The following is a 21,810-nucleotide window of genomic DNA, read 5'->3' as shown; positions in this document are numbered from 1 at the left end:
TTTTGTATAGAAAACGAGATCCGCTCCGTCTGAAATCCCGGAGCTTACGGATCTCGCTATAATGTCAGTATGCGCCCTCCGTCAAAGAAATAAAGCGCACATCCTTTTACCTTTGTTTTCGCAATTTGCTCAACCGCCTTCGTGTACAGCTGAATTTGCGTTTCATATCGTTTCTTCAAGATCGGGGCCGCCCCTTCAAAGCCGTGCTGGAATTTGCCCTCAATCCGGTCTGATTTATAGTCCAAGAGATATAAGCCGTTTTCAGTTTCATAGAGACAGTCGATGATTCCCTGCACCAAAAGCGGCTCATCCGCCTCCTGTGCATCAGGATAGATTTCCTTGGCCGGAAGCGCTAAACTAAATGGCACTTCCCGGTCCTTCCATTTAGCGCCGATCAGCTGTCCGCCGATTTCCGTCTGGAAAAATTGCACGATTTCTTCAATATCAATAGCGGCTTTTTGTTCTTCAGTGAGCAGCTCCTTTTCATAAAGCCTGTGAACCGTCTGTTCCGCTTCTTCTATCGTCGGCACATGTGTCAGCGGGATATGCTGCATCACCGTATGCATGGCTGTCCCTTTCTCCGCCGCTGTCAGGCCCTGTTTCATCATAAAAGCGGGGCGCCTGTACAGAATGCTTCCGTCAGCCGGTTTAACGGGAGCCATGCCGCTGTATTCATCCTCGTACTCTCTTTTTCTCTTGATCTCAGAAACTGACTGCTTTGTTCGAATTTGTGTGACCTCTTGATGCGGGTATGTCCAGCTCAGCTGCTCGCGGGCTTTTTTATCAAATGCAAACGAGCCGGGAACTGGTTCACCTTTGCGGATCGCTTCTAAGCGCTCGCTTTTTTCTTCCATTCTTTCTTCCAAATCATCATCAAGCAAATCATAGGAATGAATCATTCGAACGGCAAAACGAGCCGGGTGTTCTGATATATCAGCATGCGCTGCCGCACCGTTTTCAGCTGAAGTCTCCAAATCTCTGTGTCTGGCAAGAGCCGGCCCGATGAAATCTAAATACGTTTTCGCCTGGTAGCGGTCAAATTCGGGCAGAAGCCAGTCAGGTTGGGACGCGGATGCCTGCCATTTTGCGAGCTGTTTCTGATGATCCTTGCACGAGCCAATCAGAAACAGTTTTTCTTTCGCCCTCGTTAATGCGACATAGAGAACACGCAATTCCTCTGACAGCAGCTCCCTGCGCATTTTTTTCTTCATCGCGATGAGCGGAAGCGTCGGGTAGCTGATGCGCATTTGCGGATGGATAAACTTCGTGCCGAATCCAAGCTCCTTGTCCAGCAGGTACGATTTGTTCAAGTCCATCATGTTGAAGTTCCGGCCGAGACCCGCCGCAAACACGACTGGAAACTCGAGCCCTTTGCTGCTGTGGATCGTCATTAAGCGGACAACATCCTCCTGCTCGCTGAGCGCTCGCGCCGTTCCAAGATCATCGCCCCGCTCCTGCATGCGTTCGATAAACCGCAGGAAACGGAACAAGCCGCGAAATGCCGTTGCTTCATATTGGCGCGCCCGGTCATAGAGAACACGCAAATTGGCCTGGCGCTGTTTTCCGCCCGGCATCCCGCCGACATAATCCATGTATTTCGTGTCGCGGTACACTTCCCAAATCAGCTCAGATACTGAGTGGTTTTTCGAAAACGAACGCCATTTTTGCAGATGTCCGTAGAAAGTTTGCAGCTTTTGATAAAGCTCGTCGTTTCGGTCACCCGCCGCCAAATAGTCTTTCATCGCTTCATAGTACGGCGCTTTTGTATTTTCAAGCCGGATCAAAGACAGCTCGTTTTCATCCGCCCCGACAATCGGGGAACGCAGCACAGAGGCAAGCGGTATATCCTGATACGGGTTATCGATCACCTTCAGCACAGAAAGCGCGACGGCAACTTCGACCGCTTCAAAATAACCTGACGTTAAATTGGCGTAAACCGGTATGCCCTGTGCTCTCAGCTCCTCCATGATTTGCGGCGCCCACGGCATGGAACGGAGCAAAATCACGATATCGCGGTATTGAATATTGCGGTGTGTTTTCGTTTTTCCGTCATACACCTTAAATGGCGATGAAATCAGCTTGCGAATTTCCTTGGCGATCGCTTTCGCTTCGAACTGCACGGTTTCCAGCTCTTCTGCTTCCTCACCTGCATCCGTCTCTTCTGTGTTGTCGATCAGCAGCAGCTCCGTTTTCGTCTTATCATTGTCCGGATATGCCGCACCAAGCTTCAGCTCAGCCTGCTCGTCATAATCAACCTCACCGATTTTGCCGCCCATCAGCTGTTTAAATAAAAAGTTCGTGCTGTCTAAAATATCAGTCCGGCTTCGGAAATTTTTATTCAAGTCAATTTTCCGTCCCGTACCTTCTCCGCTCTCTGTAAATCGTTTGTATTTGGAGAGGAAAAGAAGCGGCTCAGCAAGCCTGAATCGATAAATCGACTGTTTGACATCTCCTACCATAAACAGGTTGCCTGTCTCTTCCGGCCCGCTTGTGACGAGCTGCAGGATCGATTCCTGCACGAGGTTGGTATCCTGGTATTCGTCAACGAGCACCTCGCGAAACTGCTCCTGATAAAATCTTGCTGCCTCGCTCGGCTCGCGTTCACCTGTTTCATTCTCTGCTGTCAAAATGGATAAACAGTAATGCTCCAAATCAGAAAAATCAATGATTGATTTTTCCTGCTTCGCGGCTTCGAATCGTTTTCCGTAGCTGATGACAAGCTGTACAAGCGTTTCAATGACAGGCTTCATGTCGGCCAAGCTGTTCAAATGCTGTTCAGGACTTCTCGTGAAGTAATCGGTTTTAAGTTTTTCAAGCAGTTTTTTTGCGCTATTTCTCAAATCCGTCGCTTCTTCAAGGAGCGCAGGATCAAACTCGTCCCCTTTTACTGCTTTCGCGCGCTTAAAAGAGACTGCGGGCACCCGTTTATAAAGTTCAGTGAAATCACCCTGATGCTGAATCAGTTCATCAACCTGCGCAAGATCATCAAGAAAATTGTCAGCGCGCGGCGCGGGGCCGCCCGGCGCTTTCGTCAGCTCAAGCGCGCGCAAGAGCTTTTCCTTCGCTCCGTTAAGCACCATGGCAATATCCTCTTTGACATATTGATAAAACGGAAGCTCTTCGATAGCGCTCTTTTCCGATACATCATACAAATGAACAAAGCTCTCCAGCCATGCCTCCGGGTTCGGGTGGGAACGGGAATACTCGTACACCTGTTTGACGAGAAATTGCAGATCCAGATCGTGCCGGTCTGTCGTGTAGCGGTCAACAAGCTCAAAAAACGCCTTCTCGCCCTTTGCGTATTCGTCTTCAAACAGCTCGTCCAGCACCTCATCCCCAAGCAGCTCGCCTTCTGTCTGATCAGCCATCCGAAAGCCCGGATCAAGATCGATCAAGTAGTAATATTTCTTCAGCACTTGCAGGCAAAAGGAATGAAGCGTCGAAATGCTGGCCCGGTTTAAAAGAGACAGCTGGCGCCTGATATGCAGCGATCCGGGGCGTTTTACAAGCTCTTTTTCCAAGGCATCCGCGATCCGGTGTTTCATCTCTGCCGCTGAGGCGTTTGTAAATGTCACAACGAGAAGCCGGTCTACATCAATCGGGTTTTCTTCCGCGGTGATTTTCCGGATCATGCGTTCAACGAGCACAGCGGTTTTTCCGGAGCCCGCCGCCGCTGCCACGAGAATATCCTGGCCGGTTGAAACAATGGCATTCCATTGGTCATCTGTCCATGTGCTGTCTGCCGGTTTAGGAATGTTCATTGCCATCCGCCTCCTTTTTTATCCACTCAAGTATCGTCTTGTCCTTTTCAGCCTTTAATGGGCGATACTCGTTTTCTTCTAATGATTCATCAAATTGGCATACTGATTTGAACGAACAGTATGTGCACGGCGTCTTGTTCTTCATTTTATACGGCTCAATCGATACACGTCCGTCGGTGATTTGTTCGCCTGCTTCTTGGAAGGTGCGGCGCACATGCTGCGTCAACAGCTCAAATTCCTTTTCGCCGACTGCCGCTGAATCCGATCTGAGAGAGCCGTCTTTCTTCAAGCCGGCGTTAATGATATTGGACCGTCCCTCTTGAAGGGTCGTATCCATGAGGCGAACCGCTTCCTGATCGCCGAGGAGCAGGCCCTTCATTTTAAATTTCTTAAAGATCTCCTGTTCAATCTCGTCAAGCCCAAGCGGGAGATTAGATTGAATCATCGGGTCATGAATATGGAAATACAGCACTCCGGCCGGCGTCGCTCTCATTCCGAGCCAGTCGGCTGAATGTGTAATTGATAAGTCAAGGTACGTCAGCATTTGCAGCGCCAGTCCGTAATATACTTCCGCTAAGTCAAGGCCTTTGTCGCTTGATTTATAATCGACAATCCTGAGGAGCAGGCCTTTTGAGCTTTCCGCTTTATCAACACGGTCAATTCGCCCGACGAGTTCCATCGTGCACCCGTTTTTCAGCTTAAAGGTCAGCGGCGGAAGAGGTCCTTTTCCTCCAAAGCCCAATTCAAGCCCGATCGGCACGAATCCGCTCGCTTTCGCATGCTCGCTTAAAATGCCTGACACACGGGTCACAATTTTTTGCAGCTTTTCCTTTACATAATAATGCCGGTTTGAGCTGAGCAAAATTTCCTTTTGCAGTTTCGGTGCCAGCCGTTCTACCGCATCAAAGGAAAACAGCTCGCACTGCTCCTTCGTTAAATCGCGCCAATCAAGCTTTTGCTCACGCAGCCGGTCTGAAATCAGCTTTAAGCTCGAATGAAAAAGCTGGCCGATATCCGGTGCTTCGAGTTTGAAAAATTGCCGTTCCTTCAGATGAAGCCCGTGTGACGCAAAATGGGAGAATGGGCACGCGTTAAAGCTTTCCATTCTCGATACACTGCCCTGAATGCGTTCGCCATAGAGCTGTCTCGACACGCCGCGATCAAGATGCTTCACTTCATTCCGGAAAAACAGGCTTGAGAACAGCTTTTTCGATTGCAGCCTGTCCGGCTCACTCATCAGCACATTGTACGTGCTCCACCAAACGTCGCTGATGTCGTATTCCCGAGTCCATAATCTGAGCTGGCTTGCGGTAAAGGACTGTGCCACGCTTTTATTGACGACATACTTAAGCTGTTCTTCATCGCTGACCTGCTCAGGTTCATTTGTCAATAGGCGCTCCTTATGCTGCGGAAACAATTCTTCCAGCCGCTTAATGATAATCGACGGCAAAAGCGTTTTTCCTTCCGCATCAGCAATCGGATACGACACATAAAGCCGGTCAGACGGACTGGAAAACGCCATATAGATGAGGAAATGCTCATCAAGCAGACGCTCCCGCCCGCCTGAGGAAAGTTCAATTCCTATGGTTTTCAGCCATTCCCGGTCATCGTCCGACAGCACCCCGTTTTCATCAGGGCGCGCCGGCAGAACGCCGTCGTTTGCCCCCAGCACAAAGGTGCAAGCGGTGCCATACATTCTGGATAAATCCATATTGCCCACAAACACCTGGTCAAGCGCAGGCGGAATAAGAGAAAATGTGAGCGACTCCGCGCCGGCTTCCATCATTTGCTGAAACAAATCTAGAGAAATCTCATCATCTCCCATCATTTCAACAAACTCCTCAAGCAGCTGAATGACTGCATCCCACGCCTGCTGATGCTGCTGCGCTTCAATGATTCTGCCGTCTTCCTCAGCACGCTGTCTTTCCTGATCAAGCTTCAGCGGCACATCTGTCTCTTCCAGATAGCGATAGAGCGCCTCCGCCCTCTCTTGGACCGTCTTTGCTTTTTTCATGCGTTTCTGGAGCTGAAAAAGCGGCGGAACAATCCAGTCGCGTGTGTCATTCAGCATGTTTTCCATTTCGATTTCCTGATCGGTCTGCGTAAAATCATCATCCAATGACACAAAACGTCTGTAGTGGAAACGGTCGCCCTTTGTCCAGCGGTCGCCTTTAATACCGTAGGCGATACAGTAATTTTCAAGCTGATCGACCTGTTCTCTCACCTTCGCCTTCGGTTCGTTAAGCGGGAATAGCAGTTCGGTTTTCACGCAGCGAAACACCGCTTCATAACGCCAATTCCCTTTCAGAACATCAATGCTTGACCGGATAAATTCGATTAAAGGATGGTTCAGCATAGATGCTTTTCCGTCAATGAAATAAGGAATCTCGTAATCCGCGAAAACTTCCTTCACCATATCCTTATAGTCTTCCGTCTGGCGCGCAAGAATCGCTACATCTTTATAGCGATAGCCCTTCTCTCTGACAAGAGCGTGGATTTCCCGGGCAATGCCTTCCAGCTCAGCTCGTCTGTTTGCAGCCTGCATCACAGTTAAGGCCTCTTGTTTTTCTGTGTACGGGACAGCCGGACGCGCTTCATACTGCGCCTCTAGATGCGCCAGTTCCGGCGTCTGCGTATGCCGCTCAGTTCCGTTTAGCTCTTTATAGGTGATGTCCAGATTCAGTTCCTTTGCCTTCTGATGAAGGCGGTAATAGGTTTTTCCCGTCATTCTGAACAATTCCAGTTCATGCGGCTCCCGCTCATATGACGGCTTGTCCGCTGTCAGCGAAAACGTGATGTGCTCTGCATGAACCATAAGCTGCTCCAACACCCTGAATTCCTGCGGTGTAAACTGATAAAAGCCGTCCACATAGATATGCGCGCCTTTTATATCTTCCGCAAGCGGGATATGCTCTGACAGCAATGTCAAATAATCCTCAGAGTGAAGATATTGGTCTGAAAGGCTTTTTTCCATCTGCTGATACAGAATCGATAAGTCATGAAGCTTTTCAGATAAAACACGTTCCCCGCGATACTCGGAAGCCGTTCCGCTTTCCGCCATCCGGCGGATATCTTCCGGTTCCAGACAGTAACGCTTAAACTCTGTCAGCATCCGTTCAACCTGTGCGGTAAACCCGCTTTTGTCACTCGCTTTTTGATAGACTTTAAACTCCTGTTTATGCTCCTCAATGAGCTTCCGCAGGAGCATCTGTACGCCTGTGCTCGTAAGAAACGGCCTGCTCATTCCTCCCGTATGCTGGAGAACGCGCCAAGCCAATCGTGAAAAGCTGAACACTTGAGCACGTATCATTCCGCCCATATCAGGCGTTTTAGCAAGCTCGTATTCCATTAAAAACGTCATTTGATCCGGGACTAGAAAAATGATCGGTTTCCCGAATGGAGCCCGGCGCAGTTCATCCTGAATGCTGTCGATGATCAGCTTCGTTTTTCCACTCCCGGACCTGCCTACTAAAAACTCTGCTCCCAAATTAGAAGACCCCTCTCTTTTTATCTCTATATATTTTATCGAATGTTGACGAAAATGACCAATCTGATTTATTGGTAAAAACGGCCTTTTCGCATATAAAAAGCTGAATTTCTCCGCACATGTCTCCCCGCCCTGCATATATTTTTTACAGAAGCCCAATTCCTAAGAATGGAGTTGAACCCCCTTGCACTACAGCTACTATCCCTATCCGGCGCCGTGCCGGGAAGACCCTGTTTTGATTCGGAATCTGGAAAAGGCCATTAACGGCGAATTCAGCGCGGTTCAATGCTGCCGCAAGCTTTCCGAACTTGCCCGCCGCGACGAAATCAGAAAGCAGATAGAAGACATCAGGCGTGCCGAAATGCGCCACCTCCGTGAATTTTCCACATTGTACGAAGCCATTACCGGCCAACACATTATGCCGAAACAAATGGGGGAGTGCCCGGACAATTTCACGAGAGGGCTGAACGCCGCTTTTAAAGATGAGCAAGAAACAGTCCACTTTTACTTGCGTGCGGCCGAGGAAACCTCAAACGTAAAAGCGAAAGGCCTCTTTACGCGCGCCGCACGGGATGAACAACATCACGCTGTCTGGTTTCTATATTATTTGATAGAAGGTTACATATACTCCGCCTGTTTTTCAAATAAAGCCGGAAAACGAAACGATACGCTGCCATGCAGAGGGTATCAACCATGGATAAAAAATTCCAAATCTTGCACCTGAGGCTCTTCAATCATGATGCGCGCGGCATAGAATATGGAAAGCATGGCCACAATCATTGCCAAGGACTTCAGTATGGCAGTGTCATCATAACAGAGAGGGTTCAAGATTCAAGAAAGAACCCTCTTTTCATTTAGACAGCCACACGGAGTACAAATCTATCCATCCCTCTTCATCAAGCATCAGGCCTTTCACATTCTCGCTTGATGTCACCTGCAGCACATTTTGATACAGCGGAATCGCATTGAATTCCTGTATAAGCTGGCAGTCAATGTCCTGCAGCATATTGATTCTCGAACAGCGGTCAGGCATCGAAAAAAAGCGTTCTGTCATTTCTGAGCATATCTGTTTCATCTTTTCAGATAGATGCTGGCACAAAAAACTGTTCTCAGACAGCAGCAAATGCAGAAAACCAAACTCACTGTCTTGATAAAACGTCGCACTGTCATGGATGATATCCGCCATCTGCACGATTTCGGGCCGGTGCAGATCAGCAGAATCACAAAATTGAAGTGTAAGCCTGATGCCATGTTGGGCGCAAACATTTTGAATCCACTCGGCGTCCTCGCGATGATCCGTTTCCGAAAAGGTATACAGCACCAGCGTTTCTCCTTTGTAGCCACTCTGCTTCAGCAATTCAGAAGGTGAAACACCTCCCCAATCAAAAGGACTCGAATGTAAAAAAGACGTAACCGGGGTTTTGCGGTGCCCTCCCGCTTCACGAACGAGCCGTTCAGAGGAAATCAGCAGGCGGAGTGCTTTTCTAAAGCTTCGATGCCAAAGAGGCCCCTTCTTTTTCAGATTGAGCGACAAATACTGAACATGCCGCTCGTCAAAAACCGTTTGCTTCTCAGGACATGTTTGTTTTTCTTGAATGGTAAAACCGTTCATCTCTCCGGCTTGTTCAGAAAACACAAACTCAACGCGATCCAAAAAAGGCCGTCCCTTAAAGTAGCGCTCATTGGCTTCAAGCACAAGCATCCGGCCGTGCTGCTGCATCACCCGAAAAGGCCCTGTTCCATTGATTCCGCCGCCCTGTTCTGCCGGCAGAATGGACAGCCGTTCATCACAAAGAACATACGGCAAAAGTTCATTCGGCTTATCAAGTATGAGCTCCACGCAATAAGAGCTGTTTTCTAAGACTTGTTTCACTCCGTATAACAGCCATTTATATGGGTTGTCAGCCTGTGCCAAAAAGCGCCGAAGCGTAAACGCAACATCCCGCGCCGTCAGCGGCTGTCCGTTATGAAAAGACACACCCTTTCGAAGAAAAAACCTCCACCGTTTTTTCCCGTCCTCTTCCCATCCATGAACCAAATGAGGCTTCGGCTCCTGCACATCCGGATCAAACGTGAGCAGTGTATCAAATATTTGTTTGACGAAATGCCCCTCAGACCGCAAAAAGATGCGGCACGGGTCCAGGCTGCTGACAGCTTCAGGGGTGATGAACAGCCGAAGCACATCCTTCGCTCCATCCCCGCCAGTCTCTGTCACAAAGCCGAACACCTCAGAAAACCACATATCATATTCGTTTTGAAGCCCCAGAAACGCGGACTGATACTGCTGAATCAGTTCCTTTGCCTTCTTTAGTTTTCCAGCCATTGTATATTCCTTGGCGGTTTGAAAAAGCAGTCCCTCAGGCTGGCGAAGAAACGCGATTTTGGATTTGCGGCCGCGTCCCGCCCCGCTTTCCCGGATAATCCAATTCTTATTCTCCAGCTTGTGTAAAATGAGCTTTGCATTTCTTTCTGTACAAAATAAACAGTCAGCAATCTCAGTGAGCGTCATTTCATTCATTTGTCCATACGCAGCGTGTCCTGTTTTTACAAGTGCCACATAGTGCTCAATCAGCTTCAATCCCCGCACCTCCCGATAAAAGGGGAATCTTTTTCTCTTCTTTTCTTCACTTTTTGGGCCGCCATCCCTTCTATACACTACTACTATATCAAAACGCGAAAGGCGGCGATCACATGTTATCCAGCTTTCAATCTATTAAATCGAGATACACCGCTCCCGTTTGGCTCCGCTTTTTCGGCGAAATGCTGACAAGCCTGACAGGTGCAATGATGGGCCCTTTTATGGTGTTGTATCTGCATGAACAATTAAACGGCAGTGTTATGATCCCCATGCTGATCATCAGTCTTCAGCCATTTGCCGATATTTTCCTGACGCTCGTTGCAGGACGGGTGACGGACCGGCTTGGGCGGCGCACCGCGATTCTGATCGCATTGCTTCTGCAATCAGCGGCAATGACGGGGTTTGTGTTTGCTGAGCATGCGTATGTTTTCGCCTTTCTCTATGTCATGAATGGTGTCGGGAGATCATTGTACATTCCTGCCTCCCGCGCCCAAATTGCCGAAAGCACGCCGGAAAGCAGACGTTCTGAAGTGTTTGCGGTCATCAATGCAATCTATTCAGCGGGCCTGACGGCGGGGCCTGTGCTGGGGGTGCTGCTGTACAATCATAACCCCGTTTGGATATTCGCTTTAGATGCCGCAGCATTGTTCATCTACTTTCTGATCGCTGCACTGAAACTGCCAGAAACGAAGCCGCTACACACAGCTGCAACACCGGAAATGTCCGAGAGCTTTACAATATACAAACCCGTGCTGCTTCTTTTGCTGCTGTCTCTTCCCATCAGCATGTTATACGCGCAAACAGAAACAACATACAGGCTGTTCAGCAAAAACATGTTTTCTGATTATCTGTCCATGCTGACCATCTACTCGGCGGCAAAAGCTTTATTCAGCTTTGTCCTCCAAGTTCCTCTTGTCAAAGGGACAGAAAAGCTTTCACTGAAAACAATCCTTTTCATTACTTATATCTGCTACTCCCTTGCTGCTGCCGGCTTTGCATGTTCAACCTCCGTGACCATGCTATTAGTGACGGCAGCCGTGATGACGGTTGGCGAAAGCATCGGATTAACTCACATCCAGACCTTCATCTCGAGATTGGCACCGCCTCATCTGCTCGGCCGGTTTTATGCGGTATACGGCCTGCATTGGGATATATCCCGCTCAATCGGACCACTGGCAGGCGGGTTGATCCTGACATCGTTTGGCGGAGAAGTGATTTTCTACGCTCTTACCGTATGTTTGTTAGCAGCAGGTTTATGTCTGACTTACACAATAGAAAAGCTCGAACACCAGGTCATAAGAAAAATGAATAGCTAATAGAAAATAATTCATCATTTCTTTATCAACGAAAATATACTATAGTAATCATACATTCACTACGTGAACAATTGGAGTGTTACGTGAAAAGGAAGAAGGGTTTTACATTGAAGAAAGACGAACATCTCCTCAAAGATCTATGGTTTATCGCAATCAGTGCAGCCGGGGGATTTATTCTTTCATTAACCGGAATATCAATTGGATGGATGATCGGAACGCTGATTATCGCCTGCTGCCTCGCCATGATACGGCCGGCATGGCTGATGATGACGCCGGACCAAAAAGGAATTAACCGCCGATGGCTCGCCCTCGGGCAAGTGATTCTCGGCATAGAATTGGGCCAAAAGCTGAATTTATCCGTTCTCTCTGTCCTCAAAGACCATTGGTTTTCAGTCGGCGTTATGCTGGTATTGTCTATACTTATGGCCATGCTGTCAGGATATGTGCTTTGGCGTTTCAGCAAAACGGATATGATGACCAGCTTTGTCGGTACGGCTCCCGGCGGGCTGTCCGCCATGCCGAGCATCGCACAGGAGGTCGGCGCCAATACCGCCATTGTCAGCCTCGTTCAAATGATGCGGGTGCTGCTCGTGGTGCTTTCCATTCCGTTTTTAGTCATCCTGATCTATACAAAACAAGATCGTTCCGCAAGTGCCGCAGCAGAAACGCTTTCCTCAGCAACGACGGATTTTAGGCTCGCTCCCGTTTTGTGGACCGCCGTTCTGATTCTCGCTGCCTGGGGCGCTTGCAAAGCTGCGAAATGTTTAAAATTTCCGGCACCATGGCTGCTCGGCAGCATGCTCGGTGCAGCTCTTATACATGTTGGCGGTGCTGCGGTGACAGGGCACGACATGACGGCATGGTGGCCGTCACAAGCTAACTATGTGTCGCAAGTATTTCTCGGGGCAACGATCGGCTCTAAGATGTACAAAAGCATGTTTACCGGCGTCACCCGCATTATCATCGTCGGATTTGTCTCATCCGTCGGTTTAATCGCGGCTATGTTTTTAAGCGCCGTGATCGTTTCCAAGCTGACAGGAATCTCCCTCATCACTTCTGTTCTGGCATTTGCGCCTGGCGGCATTGCAGAAATGGCGACGACGTCTGTTACCTTGCATGCCGATTCCACCTTTGTCGTTGCGGTTCAGGTCATACGCGTCATCCTTGTCATTGCCCTATTGCCGCCGTTTTATCGCCTGCTTCACCATCTTCATGGTGAGAAAAAAGGCACAGAGAGTTCGATAAGCGGCAGCAATCCCTAGTTGAAAAAAATTCACAAGTGGTATATTTAAATGGAAAAGAGAATTGTTCACTCTATTCTGTAGAGTATGGAAGACTTCAAAATGGGGCAGGTAAGTGTAAATAGCTTCAATCAAGATATTTCGTTGTTAATCGAGACAGCTCGTCGAAAGTATGAGAATGCGTTGATTGGAAATTGCTGACACAAATGAATTACAAGTAAAAACGGATACAGCATAGAGAGCCATGAGTAATGAAAAATCATCAAGACTCCTGATGGATTGGTTGAAATGGAGTTTATGAAGGAAGTCTCTCTAGATTACCACTCTTGCTTAATAGCATAGGGTGGTTTTTTTATTGTATATGTCTGCTCATCCGCATTGCTGAACAAAAATTTGTTTGATCAGAACTTGCATCAGATTTGAAGTAATGCTGCCAGAGGGCGAAATGAAAGGCGAAGAAATCATTGACGACTTTGGTATAGGAGCATTTGTGAGAATTTCAAAAAACAGGCTTCCTGATTGAAAAAGAGGTTAAATATGAATAACCTCTTTTTCTATATAAAGATATAAAATGATACGGAAGTGAAAACCTAGAGTTAAGTTGATTCTCTTATAATAAGATTTGTTGGCAGTTTAATAATTTTTCTGTTTAAAGAAGTGTTACCCGAAATATACTCGATTATTTTCAACACAGCCTGTTGACCTAATTCTATTACGGGAATATCAATTGTTGTTATGGTCGGAGTAACGACTTGGCAAATCAATTGGTTGTCAAAACCAATTACAGCTAAATCTTCTGGAACATGAAAGCCATTTTTTATCGCCTGTTTAATAATCCCTGCAGCGACTTGATCATTTCCTGTAAATATTGCTGAGGGTCTGTCCTTTAAATCCTTTATCTTATTAAAAACACGAAAGCCATCCTCGATATTAAACAATTCGCCGAATATCCATTCGTTTCTATGATGTAAATTGTAATCTTGTAAAGCTTTCAAGTAACCCTCTTTCCTCTGACATTGAGCTTCGCTATATGGAGTATCAAAACAAAATCCAATTTTTTTATGTCCTCTTTCAATTAAATGTTCAACCCCCATGTATGCGGCTTCAAATTCATCATACCCAATGATCGTGATGTCCGCTGAGTGATGATATTCATTACATAATAAGATAGGACCATACTTTAAGAAAGGGGATATCTTACCCCATTCATTTTCTAAAGTTCCAAGAATAATACCATCAACTTCTTTGTGTTTCAATAACTCTAATAGTTCTATCTCTGTCTGTTGGTCATAAAAGGTTTGAAATACAATGACCTTGTAATTCTTAAACAGCGCTTCATGAGAGACCCCTTTTATTAATTGAGCAAAAAATGGATGGTCGATACTCGGAACCGATAAAGCTATCGTTTGTGTCTTATTTCTCCTAAAATTCCGAGCTAAATAATTGGGCGTGTAGTCAAGTTCGTTAATAGTGTTTAAGATCATATCTCTTTTTTCTTTCGACACATAAGGGTGATTATTCAATACTCTTGATACTGTGGTTTTAGACACGTTGCATAATTTTGCTATCTCATCAATTGTAGGCATATTTTCCCTTCCTTAAAAAAGTTATTGACATGTTATCGGTTTCAGAAATTAGGATAAATTTGTAACAAATTTTTAAGATTAAAAAAATCATTGGAGGTACTGTTCATGCAAAAACAGGTTAAAGTTTTAGGTAAAAGTAAAGAAAACATGTTACTACTAAAACACTTAAAAGGTGACGTACAAGGAAAAGAACTTGTTATTGAAGACAGTATTGTAAACGAGCGGTGGAGACAAGTATTAAAAGAAAATACAGATATTGAAAATGACCTTTTCAACTACCAAAAAAATCGCGAAATAAGTAAAGTCCCTTTTATGCCTGTCGATAGATTAATAACCAATGATGAAGTGGATGATATCTTAAATGCTTTAACTAAAGTTTTGCCAACTGGAAAATTTACGAGCGGTTCCTATTTAGATCAATTCGAAAATGTTTTATCTACATATTTACATAAAAGGTATGTAATTGCAACCAGCAGTGGAACAGATGCTATTATGATAGGATTATTGGCTTTAGGGTTAAACCGAGGGGATGAAGTGATCATGCCGGCTAATAGCTTTTCAGCTACTGAAAATGCTGTGTTAGCTGTGGGAGGCGTTCCTATCTATGTAGATATTAACCCACAAACATTCTGCATCGATCCTGACAAAATTGAGGAAGCAATAACTCCTTATACAAAGTTTATTCTACCTGTGCATTTATACGGAAAACATTCAGAAATGAAGCATATCCGTCAAATAGCAAATCGTTATCAATTAAAAGTCATTGAGGATGCTTGCCAAGGAATTGGACTGACAGACTTAGGAAAGCATGCAGACATCACTACATTAAGTTTTAATCCATATAAGAATTTTGGTGTTTGTGGTAAGGCTGGGGCAATAGCAACTGATGATGAAGAACTCGCTAAAAAATGCATTCAATTTAGTTATCATGGTTTTGAAGTAAATGTGAAAAATAAGAAAGTCATCAATTTTGGATTTAATTCAAAAATGGACAATATACAGGCAGCAATTGGTTTAGAGAGAATGAAGTATCTTTCATTAAACAACTTCAAAAGATTATTCTTGGCGGATAGATACATTACTCAACTAGCAGAATTACAGAATAAAGGCCTTATTGAATTACCAGAATTAAGTGAAGATCATGTGTGGCATCTGTTTCCTATTAAGGTAAGAACAGAAGATAGAACAGATATCATGACTAAATTAAATGAAGATTTTGGTGTTCAAACAGATGTATATTATCCAGTACTGTCTCATATGCAAAAAACTCCTTTAGTACAGGAAAAGTATGCAAAACTCCAATTGGTTCATACGGAAAAGGCTCATAGTCAGGTACTGCATTTGCCTTTATATCCGTCATTTACTTTAGAAGAGCAAGACAGAGTAATGGAGGGACTGTTTCATGTTATTAAGCAAGATGTCGGAGTATAAAACGTTATCCAAGGTTGAACATCCTAAGTATATTGTTTTTTGTGATTTTGATGAAACGTATTTTCCGCATACAATCGATGAACAGAAACAACAAGACATATATGAACTCGAAGACTATCTAGAACAAAAAAGTAAAGCTGGGGAACTACTAATCGGATGGGTTACTGGGAGTAGTATAGAATCTATTCTCGATAAAATGGAACGAGGAAAATTTAGATATTTCCCGCATTTTATAGCTAGTGATCTTGGAACTGAAATTACGTACTTTTCAGAGCATAACTTCGGACAGCAAGATAATGAGTGGAACAGTCGTATAAATGAAGAGTTTAGTAAAGAAAAGATTGAAATGCTCGTGAACCAGTTACACGAAAAAAATAACATTCTTTTGAATCCTCAAACTCAATTAGGAAAGTCACGGTATAAGCATAATTTTTATTATCAGGAACAAGATGAAATAAACGACAAGAAAAACCTATTAGCAATTGAAAAAATCTGCGAGGAATACGGAGTTTCAGTTAATATAAATCGCTGTAATCCCTTAGCAGGTGATCCAGAAGACAGCTATGATGTAGATTTTATACCCATGGGTACAGGGAAGAATGAAATTGTGAAGTTTATGTTAGAGAAATACAACCTAAATACCGAAAAAGCGATCGCATTTGGAGATAGCGGAAATGATGTTCGTATGTTACAAGCAGTCGGGAATGGATATCTGTTAAAAAATGCAACACAAGAAGCCAAAAACCTGCACCAACTTATATCTGATAGTGAGTACTCAAAAGGAATTACCAATACCTTAAAAAAAATCATTGGATAATGAGGAGGAATTAGATATGAAGAAGATTGGTATTATAGGTGCAGGTGGTATTGCAAGAGCTCATGCAACTGCTTTATCTACAATAAAAAATGCAGAGTTAGTAGGGGTGTATGACATCAATCAACAAAACGCGGAAAGCTTTGTTAAAACTTTCGGTGGGAAAGCATATGAAAATGTAGATGAACTAATTGATGTCTCAGAAGGTTTAATTGTAGCATCTCCAAACTTTTGCCATAAAGAACATGCTTTGCAAGCATTAGCAAAACATAAGCATGTATTGTGTGAAAAGCCTATGGCCATTTCTCTTGAGGAAGCAAGCATAATGAAAGATACTGCTGAAAGGTTAGACGTAAGAGCTAGTATGGGATTTAATTATAGATATCTGTCTTATGTAAATATTTTGAAAAGCTTAATTATCAATCATGAACTAGGTAACATACTGTCCATAAAAGTACACTTCAAGAAAAACAGTGCAATTAGACGTAAGAAGTTTACTTGGAGAGATGACGCTAATAGTAAGAAGACTAGTGGATCATTGGGGGATCTGGGTATTCACCTCATCGACATGGTATGGTATTTGTTTGAGAGTGATTTCATTCCAGAATCAGTAAGAGCAAAGATGAACACAAATGTAAAAACAAAAGAGGATAAACAGGTACTTGTAGATGACTATGCAGAAATTTATGGTCAACTGAAGAACAAGGTATTTGTAAATATCATCACATCAAAATGTTCTGTACCTGAAGACTGTGGTTTTAGCATTGAGGTAGTTGGACACAAAAAAGAATTTAAATACCACACGGGTAATCCTCACGTTTACAAGCTCATAGATGGCTTGAACGTGGTAGACTGCCAGGTACCGCAAAGTTTATTAAACGATCCGCCAAACGAATTTTATGGTTGGGCTGATTCTTTTAGAAACGAGTTAATCAATTGGATTGCATCAACTCAGAAAGATTGGGTTGAGATCCCTTCTTTTAACGATGGTTTTAGATCGCAGGAAGTATTAGAAATGTTCTTTGAGAAAGATAGCAACCCTCAAACAATGTCTGTTCTTTAGCAGTCAATTCGTATTTCGAAGAGGTAAGTTACTAAAAAAGCAGGAATTTATTTTCCTGCTTTTTAATATAGGGGTGTAATGAATGTTAAGAGGGACATATTTATTTGGATATGCTTTCTTTTTTACAGTAGGTATTATCCATATATCAACAGGGAGTTTGACACCATTTCTGTTAGAATCTTTTAACAAGACAACAGATGATATTTCGGTCATCATTTTCTTTCAATTTACCGGATTCCTAAGCGGCGTATTAATCGCACCGTTAATGATTAAGAAATACAGTCACTTTAGGACACTTACGTTAGCTTTGACAATAATGCTTGTAGCGTTAAGTATCTTTTTTCTAACTAAGGATTGGTATTATATTGTTGTAATGGCTTTTCTCTTAGGATATGGAGCAGGTACATTAGAAACGACAGTTGGTTCCTTTGTTATTGCTAATTTCGAAAGTAATGCAGAAAAAATGAGTAAGTTGGAAGTTCTCTTTGGATTAGGGGCTTTATCTTTTCCATTATTAATTAATGCTTTCATCGATATTAATAACTGGTATTTACCGTATTACTGTATATTCACCTTTTTGTTCGTCCTATTAGCAGGGTGGTTCATTTTCTTATCCAAGAACCGAAAGTACGCTAAGAATGCTAACCAGCAAGTGGCCTTGCCAAATGTAGGAGCATTTCAATACTTTATAGGAGATAGAAAAAAATCAAAGCAATTAGGCTTTTTTGTATTTTTCGCTTTCCTATATGCTGGAATTGAAACAAATTTCGCCAACTTTTTACCTTCAATCATGATAAACCAAGACAATAAACAAATTAGTCTCATAAGTGTCTCCTTTTTCTGGGTAGGGATCATCATAGGAAGAATACTGATCGGTTTAGTAAGTAGGAGGCTTGATTTTTCTAAGTACCTCCTCTTTAGTTGTAGTTGTTTAATTGTTCTGTTGATTGCCTTCTCTTATATAAGTAACCCAATACTTCAATTGTGTGGTACATTTTTGATTGGTCTAAGTATAGCGGGCATATTTCCCATTGCTTTAACACTAGCATCAATCATTATTCAGAAGTACGTTGACGAAGTTACAAGTTTATTTATTGCTTCGGCAAGTTTCGGAGGAGCGATAATCTCTTTCTTAATTGGATGGAGTTTAAATCAGGATACGATCTTATTAACCATGGGAATATTTACAACTATGGCGGTGATTCTAGTAGGGATTTCTGTAAAGATTAGGAGAACTAAAACAGAAGACCCTATTTCACTTGAAAGCAAAGCTTCAAAAACACAGTAAAAAACGTGTGAATGAAAGATACTCATAGACATATCGTAAGTAAGAAGAGGACTTAATGTCCTCTGTTTATATGGAGAAAACAGTGTTTTAGCACGGGAGATAGAAGGGATTGTAATTGGATTCTTTACCTGTCCGAGATACGCACAGGTGACGTAGCAAAGGTATTTACAGAATTGTTTTATGATGCATCCATAAATTAACCTGTTGCTGCCATCAACAATAGCTGCTGAATTGGAACCGCTCATTAGCACATGGTTAAAGAAGATTAAAAATTTAACTATCAAATGTGGAGATTTCAAGAAAAGTGTCAAACTAGACATTCAGTATAAGGACAAACCTATACTTTAGAATATGCTGAAAATGTCAACGAAGATGTATACAAAGCCAAGTTGAATATTATATATTTTTTGTGTCACAACAGGAATTTAGAAGCACTGAATGCAAAAATATCCATTCTTAAAGAAAAGAAATTGTGGTCGACGTGGCAGAGTTATCAGAAAACGTAACTGTATACTTTAAAAAGAAAAATAATTCTAACATTTCCTTGACATATTTTAAGGATGCATCAAAAGCCAAAGATCAAATTTTGAGATTAACCGAAGATGCATGTAAACTAAAGGAGAAACCTTAAAATTAATGGGGCGTTATGATGAAAAAGATTTTTAAAGGGGTTTTGCTGCGCGACAATCCCGAGAAGGCAATGCACTTATATTACGGATTATGTTTAGGTATCTGGCTGATTTACAATTTAGTAACATCCGGTTCCCCCGGACTGCCGCTTATCATTTTAGCCGGAGGAAATTTGATTTACGTTACAATCTTGAAAAAGAAAGAGGAAACGTAAAAAACACACACCCGGTGCGTGTTGATTGTTGACAAAATCCTAAAACGATGAATCGTTTTAGGATTTTGTCATCTTTTCAACGTGATTGAAAACCCTTGCTGCTGAAGAAAGTGAGTATGGAAGCAAAGAAACTGTTCTAATTCGTATGCACCAACGCGCAGACCAGACAACGAACCAGAGTTTGCCGACACGCTGAACCACGCATCCTGTGCATGGTTTTTTATTCAAAAACGCTGTGGATACCTTCTTCAATCTCTTCTGAGGATGGATACCACTTTGTCACCAAATCCCGTAACAGCCGTTCCGCAAAAAGAATTTCTTCCTCAGTGTACCGGTCAAAAAATGACAGAAAACGCTGTTCGACCTTCTGATGATAATATTTGTGCAACCCATGCAGTTTTTTTCCAGCCGGCGTCAAACGGAAGTAGACCTCCTTCTTATTATCGCTAAGCTGTGTTCTGTGAAGGAAGCCGGCGCCAAGCAATTTTGTGCTGATGCGTGACACCGTCGCTTTTGTTGTATTCATTTTTTCAGCAATAGACGTGACATTAATCGGCTCATTGTCTCCGACACAGGATAGAACATGAATTTCTGTCATCGTCAATTGTGATTTACTCCCGTGCTCGTCATCCAGCTTCTTCAACTCGTCAGCCAAAAAGGCTTTCATGAGTCCCTCCCATTTCTCCTGTTGATGAATGAGCTCCGCATATAATTCAAAAAGATTGCGTTTCGTATGATCTGTGTTCATCGGGTTTTCCATCCTTTTTCATTCGATTGTTCCTTCTATCATACCGTTTTGTTACAGATGAAACAATCGAATTGCGTTACACCGGACTGGTGACGGAAAACCATCGGCTGATTCCTGTTTGAATCACCCCGGCACAATCGGGCGCTGATGCATCCACCGCCCAGGCAACATGTCCATCAGGGCGAATCAATACCGTATGCACGTCCCGCCACTTTTCATTCGGTTCTGCAAGCGAGGCGTTTACCGTACGCAGGCCTTTCACTCGGCTATGATCATCAGCTTCTTGTATCAATGACAGTAAAACGAATGTCCCGTTTTGAAGACAGCTGTACAGCCGTTCCGAACTGCCACCGGGAACATTCAGCTTCATATCCGGGAGTCTTAACCCGTTCAAACGATGCGGCGGCATATCCGGATCAGCTTCATACCTGACATCAAGCGCGGAAATTTGCCCCGCTACATATCGATTCACTTCAGGGAAGGCGAGCAGCTCCGATATCATACTGCGCAAATGGAGTCCTGCTTGAGTGAAATCAATCAGTTTTGTCTGTGCCTCCGTGTTCCTCAGGAGCCCTTCAGCAGCCGGGTGCCGCTCCTTATGGTAGCTGTCCAAAAGCCACGAAGGCGCAGCGCCCTTGACTGCCGCCGCCAGCTTCCACCCAAGGTTCATCGCATCCTGAAGGCCGACATTCAGCCCTTGGCCGCCCGCTGGAAAATGAATATGCGCCGCATCCCCTGCAAGAAAGATTCTGCCGTCCCGATACCGCTTCGCTTGGCGTGCGGCGTTCCCGAACCTTGACATCCACGAAGGCTCACTTAAACCGAAGTCAGTTCCGCAAATTCGTATAAGATCAGTTTTTAGCTCCTCCTCAGTGACCGGCACATCTTTCGGTGTCTGAGTACGGTATGGGCTGATTACGACGACACGGTATCGGCCCGGGGAAAGCGGAACAATCATCGCACCGCCCTCTTTTGTGCAAAGGGACAGCACTCCTGACGGCGGCGGAGAAAGGAGCTCCACATCTCCAAGCGCCGCTGTAACGGTGCTGTCGGTACCCGGAAACTCAATTCCAGCCTGTTTCCGGACAGTGCTACCTGCACCATCGGCACCAATGACAAACTTGCTTATGATCGTCCGCACACTCCCCTCCCGATCCTTGAAAATCGTTTGCGCCCCTTCCCTGTTTTGCGTAACCGCCAGCGCCTCTGCTCCTCTAAACATCTCTGCTCCCAGACTTCGCGCATGTTCCTCAAGCAGCTGCTCCGTTTTAGCCTGCGGAAGCAAAAGCGTGTAAGGACAGCTCGTATCCAAGCCTGAAAAATCAAGACGGGTATCCAGCATCGAAAAGTGCCCGGAAGGTACCTTGCTCCCCTTGGATACAAACCGCTCCAAGAGCCCTCTCATCTCAAGTAGCTCCAGCGTGCGGGGATGCAGCGTCAGCGCCTTGGAATAAGGAACAGGCTTTTCAAGCCGCTCAATCACACATGTTTTCACCCCGGCCATCGAAAGCTCGGAAGCCAGCATCAACCCGACCGGCCCTCCCCCTATAATCACAGCTTCAACATTCATTTTAATCACTCCTTTTGTTTCATATAAAACGAATAAAAACCAATAAAAACAATCCAAAATCAAAAACGAATTCTATTTTTGTT

The 21,810-nt window shown here is 44.3% G+C and carries 13 protein-coding genes and 1 pseudogene; 8 read left to right on the top strand and 6 right to left on the bottom strand.

Features of this window, described 5'->3' with window-relative positions; translation table 11 throughout:
* Window positions 1-56: 56 nt before the first annotated feature.
* Together addA and addB are read right to left on the bottom strand one after the other, a co-directional pair.
* Entirely contained in the window at window positions 57-3,761 is a 3,705-nt protein-coding gene (gene addA / locus ACY3LV_RS15500) for a helicase-exonuclease AddAB subunit AddA (RefSeq protein WP_464864115.1), read from the bottom strand.
* Complete coding sequence (gene addB, locus ACY3LV_RS15495; protein ID WP_464864114.1) at window positions 3,748-7,248, bottom strand: helicase-exonuclease AddAB subunit AddB; 3,501 nt, start codon at window positions 7,246-7,248, stop codon at window positions 3,748-3,750. The genes addA and addB overlap by 14 nt, the downstream gene beginning before the upstream one ends.
* Before the next feature lie 184 nt (window positions 7,249-7,432).
* On the opposite strand from addB, the pseudogene ACY3LV_RS15490 reads away from it, so the two are divergent.
* Window positions 7,433-7,864: pseudogene (locus tag ACY3LV_RS15490) on the top strand (ferritin family protein); the annotation flags it as partial.
* Window positions 7,865-8,098: 234 nt separating this feature from the next.
* On the opposite strand, the gene ACY3LV_RS15485 reads toward ACY3LV_RS15490, so the two are convergent.
* A complete protein-coding gene (locus ACY3LV_RS15485; protein ID WP_333561957.1) occupies window positions 8,099-9,826 on the bottom strand; it encodes an ABC transporter substrate-binding protein in 1,728 nt (575 codons plus the stop codon).
* A 113-nt stretch (window positions 9,827-9,939) separates the two neighbouring features.
* Here ACY3LV_RS15485 and ACY3LV_RS15480 point away from each other — a divergent pair, with 113 nt between their 5' ends.
* Both ACY3LV_RS15480 and ACY3LV_RS15475 read left to right on the top strand, forming a co-directional pair.
* Window positions 9,940-11,142, top strand: a complete 1,203-nt coding sequence (locus ACY3LV_RS15480; protein ID WP_333561958.1) for an MFS transporter — start codon at window positions 9,940-9,942, stop codon at window positions 11,140-11,142.
* Between the two features lie 107 nt (window positions 11,143-11,249).
* Entirely contained in the window at window positions 11,250-12,404 is a 1,155-nt protein-coding gene (locus ACY3LV_RS15475) for an AbrB family transcriptional regulator (RefSeq protein ID WP_333561959.1), read from the top strand.
* A gap of 575 nt (window positions 12,405-12,979) precedes the next feature.
* Here the strand turns inward: ACY3LV_RS15475 and ntdR are convergent.
* Window positions 12,980-13,969 (bottom strand): NTD biosynthesis operon transcriptional regulator NtdR, encoded by a 990-nt coding sequence (ntdR, locus tag ACY3LV_RS15470; protein ID WP_464864113.1) that lies wholly within the window; start codon window positions 13,967-13,969, stop codon window positions 12,980-12,982.
* A gap of 105 nt (window positions 13,970-14,074) precedes the next feature.
* Here ntdR and ntdA point away from each other — a divergent pair, with 105 nt between their 5' ends.
* From ntdA to ACY3LV_RS15445, 5 genes are all read left to right on the top strand, one after another.
* Window positions 14,075-15,400: a 3-dehydro-glucose-6-phosphate--glutamate transaminase gene (gene ntdA / locus ACY3LV_RS15465; protein WP_148964220.1), complete on the top strand. Its 1,326-nt coding sequence runs from the start codon at window positions 14,075-14,077 to the stop codon at window positions 15,398-15,400.
* Window positions 15,372-16,217 (top strand): kanosamine-6-phosphate phosphatase, encoded by an 846-nt coding sequence (gene ntdB / locus ACY3LV_RS15460; RefSeq protein ID WP_148964219.1) that lies wholly within the window; start codon window positions 15,372-15,374, stop codon window positions 16,215-16,217. Before ntdA ends, ntdB begins: the two co-directional genes overlap by 29 nt.
* Before the next feature lie 16 nt (window positions 16,218-16,233).
* Window positions 16,234-17,277 carry a glucose-6-phosphate 3-dehydrogenase NdtC gene (ntdC, locus tag ACY3LV_RS15455; protein ID WP_464864112.1) on the top strand — a complete coding sequence of 348 codons (1,044 nt, stop codon included), beginning with the start codon at window positions 16,234-16,236 and terminating at the stop codon, window positions 17,275-17,277.
* An 82-nt stretch (window positions 17,278-17,359) separates the two neighbouring features.
* Complete coding sequence (gene glcP, locus ACY3LV_RS15450) at window positions 17,360-18,565, top strand: glucose/mannose transporter GlcP (RefSeq protein ID WP_464864111.1); 1,206 nt, start codon at window positions 17,360-17,362, stop codon at window positions 18,563-18,565.
* A 646-nt stretch (window positions 18,566-19,211) separates the two neighbouring features.
* Window positions 19,212-19,409, top strand: a complete 198-nt coding sequence (locus tag ACY3LV_RS15445) for a hypothetical protein (protein WP_087991290.1) — start codon at window positions 19,212-19,214, stop codon at window positions 19,407-19,409.
* Between the two features lie 220 nt (window positions 19,410-19,629).
* Here the strand turns inward: ACY3LV_RS15445 and ACY3LV_RS15440 are convergent, their stop codons facing one another.
* Entirely contained in the window at window positions 19,630-20,157 is a 528-nt protein-coding gene (locus ACY3LV_RS15440) for a MarR family transcriptional regulator (RefSeq protein ID WP_333561961.1), read from the bottom strand.
* Between the two features lie 76 nt (window positions 20,158-20,233).
* Window positions 20,234-21,733 (bottom strand): monooxygenase, encoded by a 1,500-nt coding sequence (locus tag ACY3LV_RS15435; protein WP_464864127.1) that lies wholly within the window; start codon window positions 21,731-21,733, stop codon window positions 20,234-20,236.
* Between the last annotated feature and the right edge of the window lie 77 nt (window positions 21,734-21,810).

The sequence above is a fragment of the Bacillus sp. 11C genome (genome assembly GCF_055486375.1).
Note: the sequence above shows the minus strand (reverse complement) of the source record. Positions and strands in the feature narration are given on the sequence as shown.

Excerpts from the sequence above, each read along its gene's own strand:
- ACY3LV_RS15445 (WP_087991290.1), top strand. The coding sequence starts at position 19,212 with ATGATGAAAAAGATTTTTAAAGGGGTTTTGCTGCGCGACAATCCCGAG.
- ACY3LV_RS15440 (WP_333561961.1), bottom strand. The coding sequence starts at position 20,157 with ATGAACACAGATCATACGAAACGCAATCTTTTTGAATTATATGCGGAG.
- ntdB (WP_148964219.1), top strand. The coding sequence starts at position 15,372 with ATGTTATTAAGCAAGATGTCGGAGTATAAAACGTTATCCAAGGTTGAA.
- ntdA (WP_148964220.1), top strand. The coding sequence starts at position 14,075 with ATGCAAAAACAGGTTAAAGTTTTAGGTAAAAGTAAAGAAAACATGTTA.
- ntdR (WP_464864113.1), bottom strand. The coding sequence starts at position 13,969 with ATGCCTACAATTGATGAGATAGCAAAATTATGCAACGTGTCTAAAACC.
- addA (WP_464864115.1), bottom strand. The coding sequence starts at position 3,761 with ATGAACATTCCTAAACCGGCAGACAGCACATGGACAGATGACCAATGG.
- glcP (WP_464864111.1), top strand. The coding sequence starts at position 17,360 with ATGTTAAGAGGGACATATTTATTTGGATATGCTTTCTTTTTTACAGTA.
- ACY3LV_RS15480 (WP_333561958.1), top strand. The coding sequence starts at position 9,940 with ATGTTATCCAGCTTTCAATCTATTAAATCGAGATACACCGCTCCCGTT.
- ntdC (WP_464864112.1), top strand. The coding sequence starts at position 16,234 with ATGAAGAAGATTGGTATTATAGGTGCAGGTGGTATTGCAAGAGCTCAT.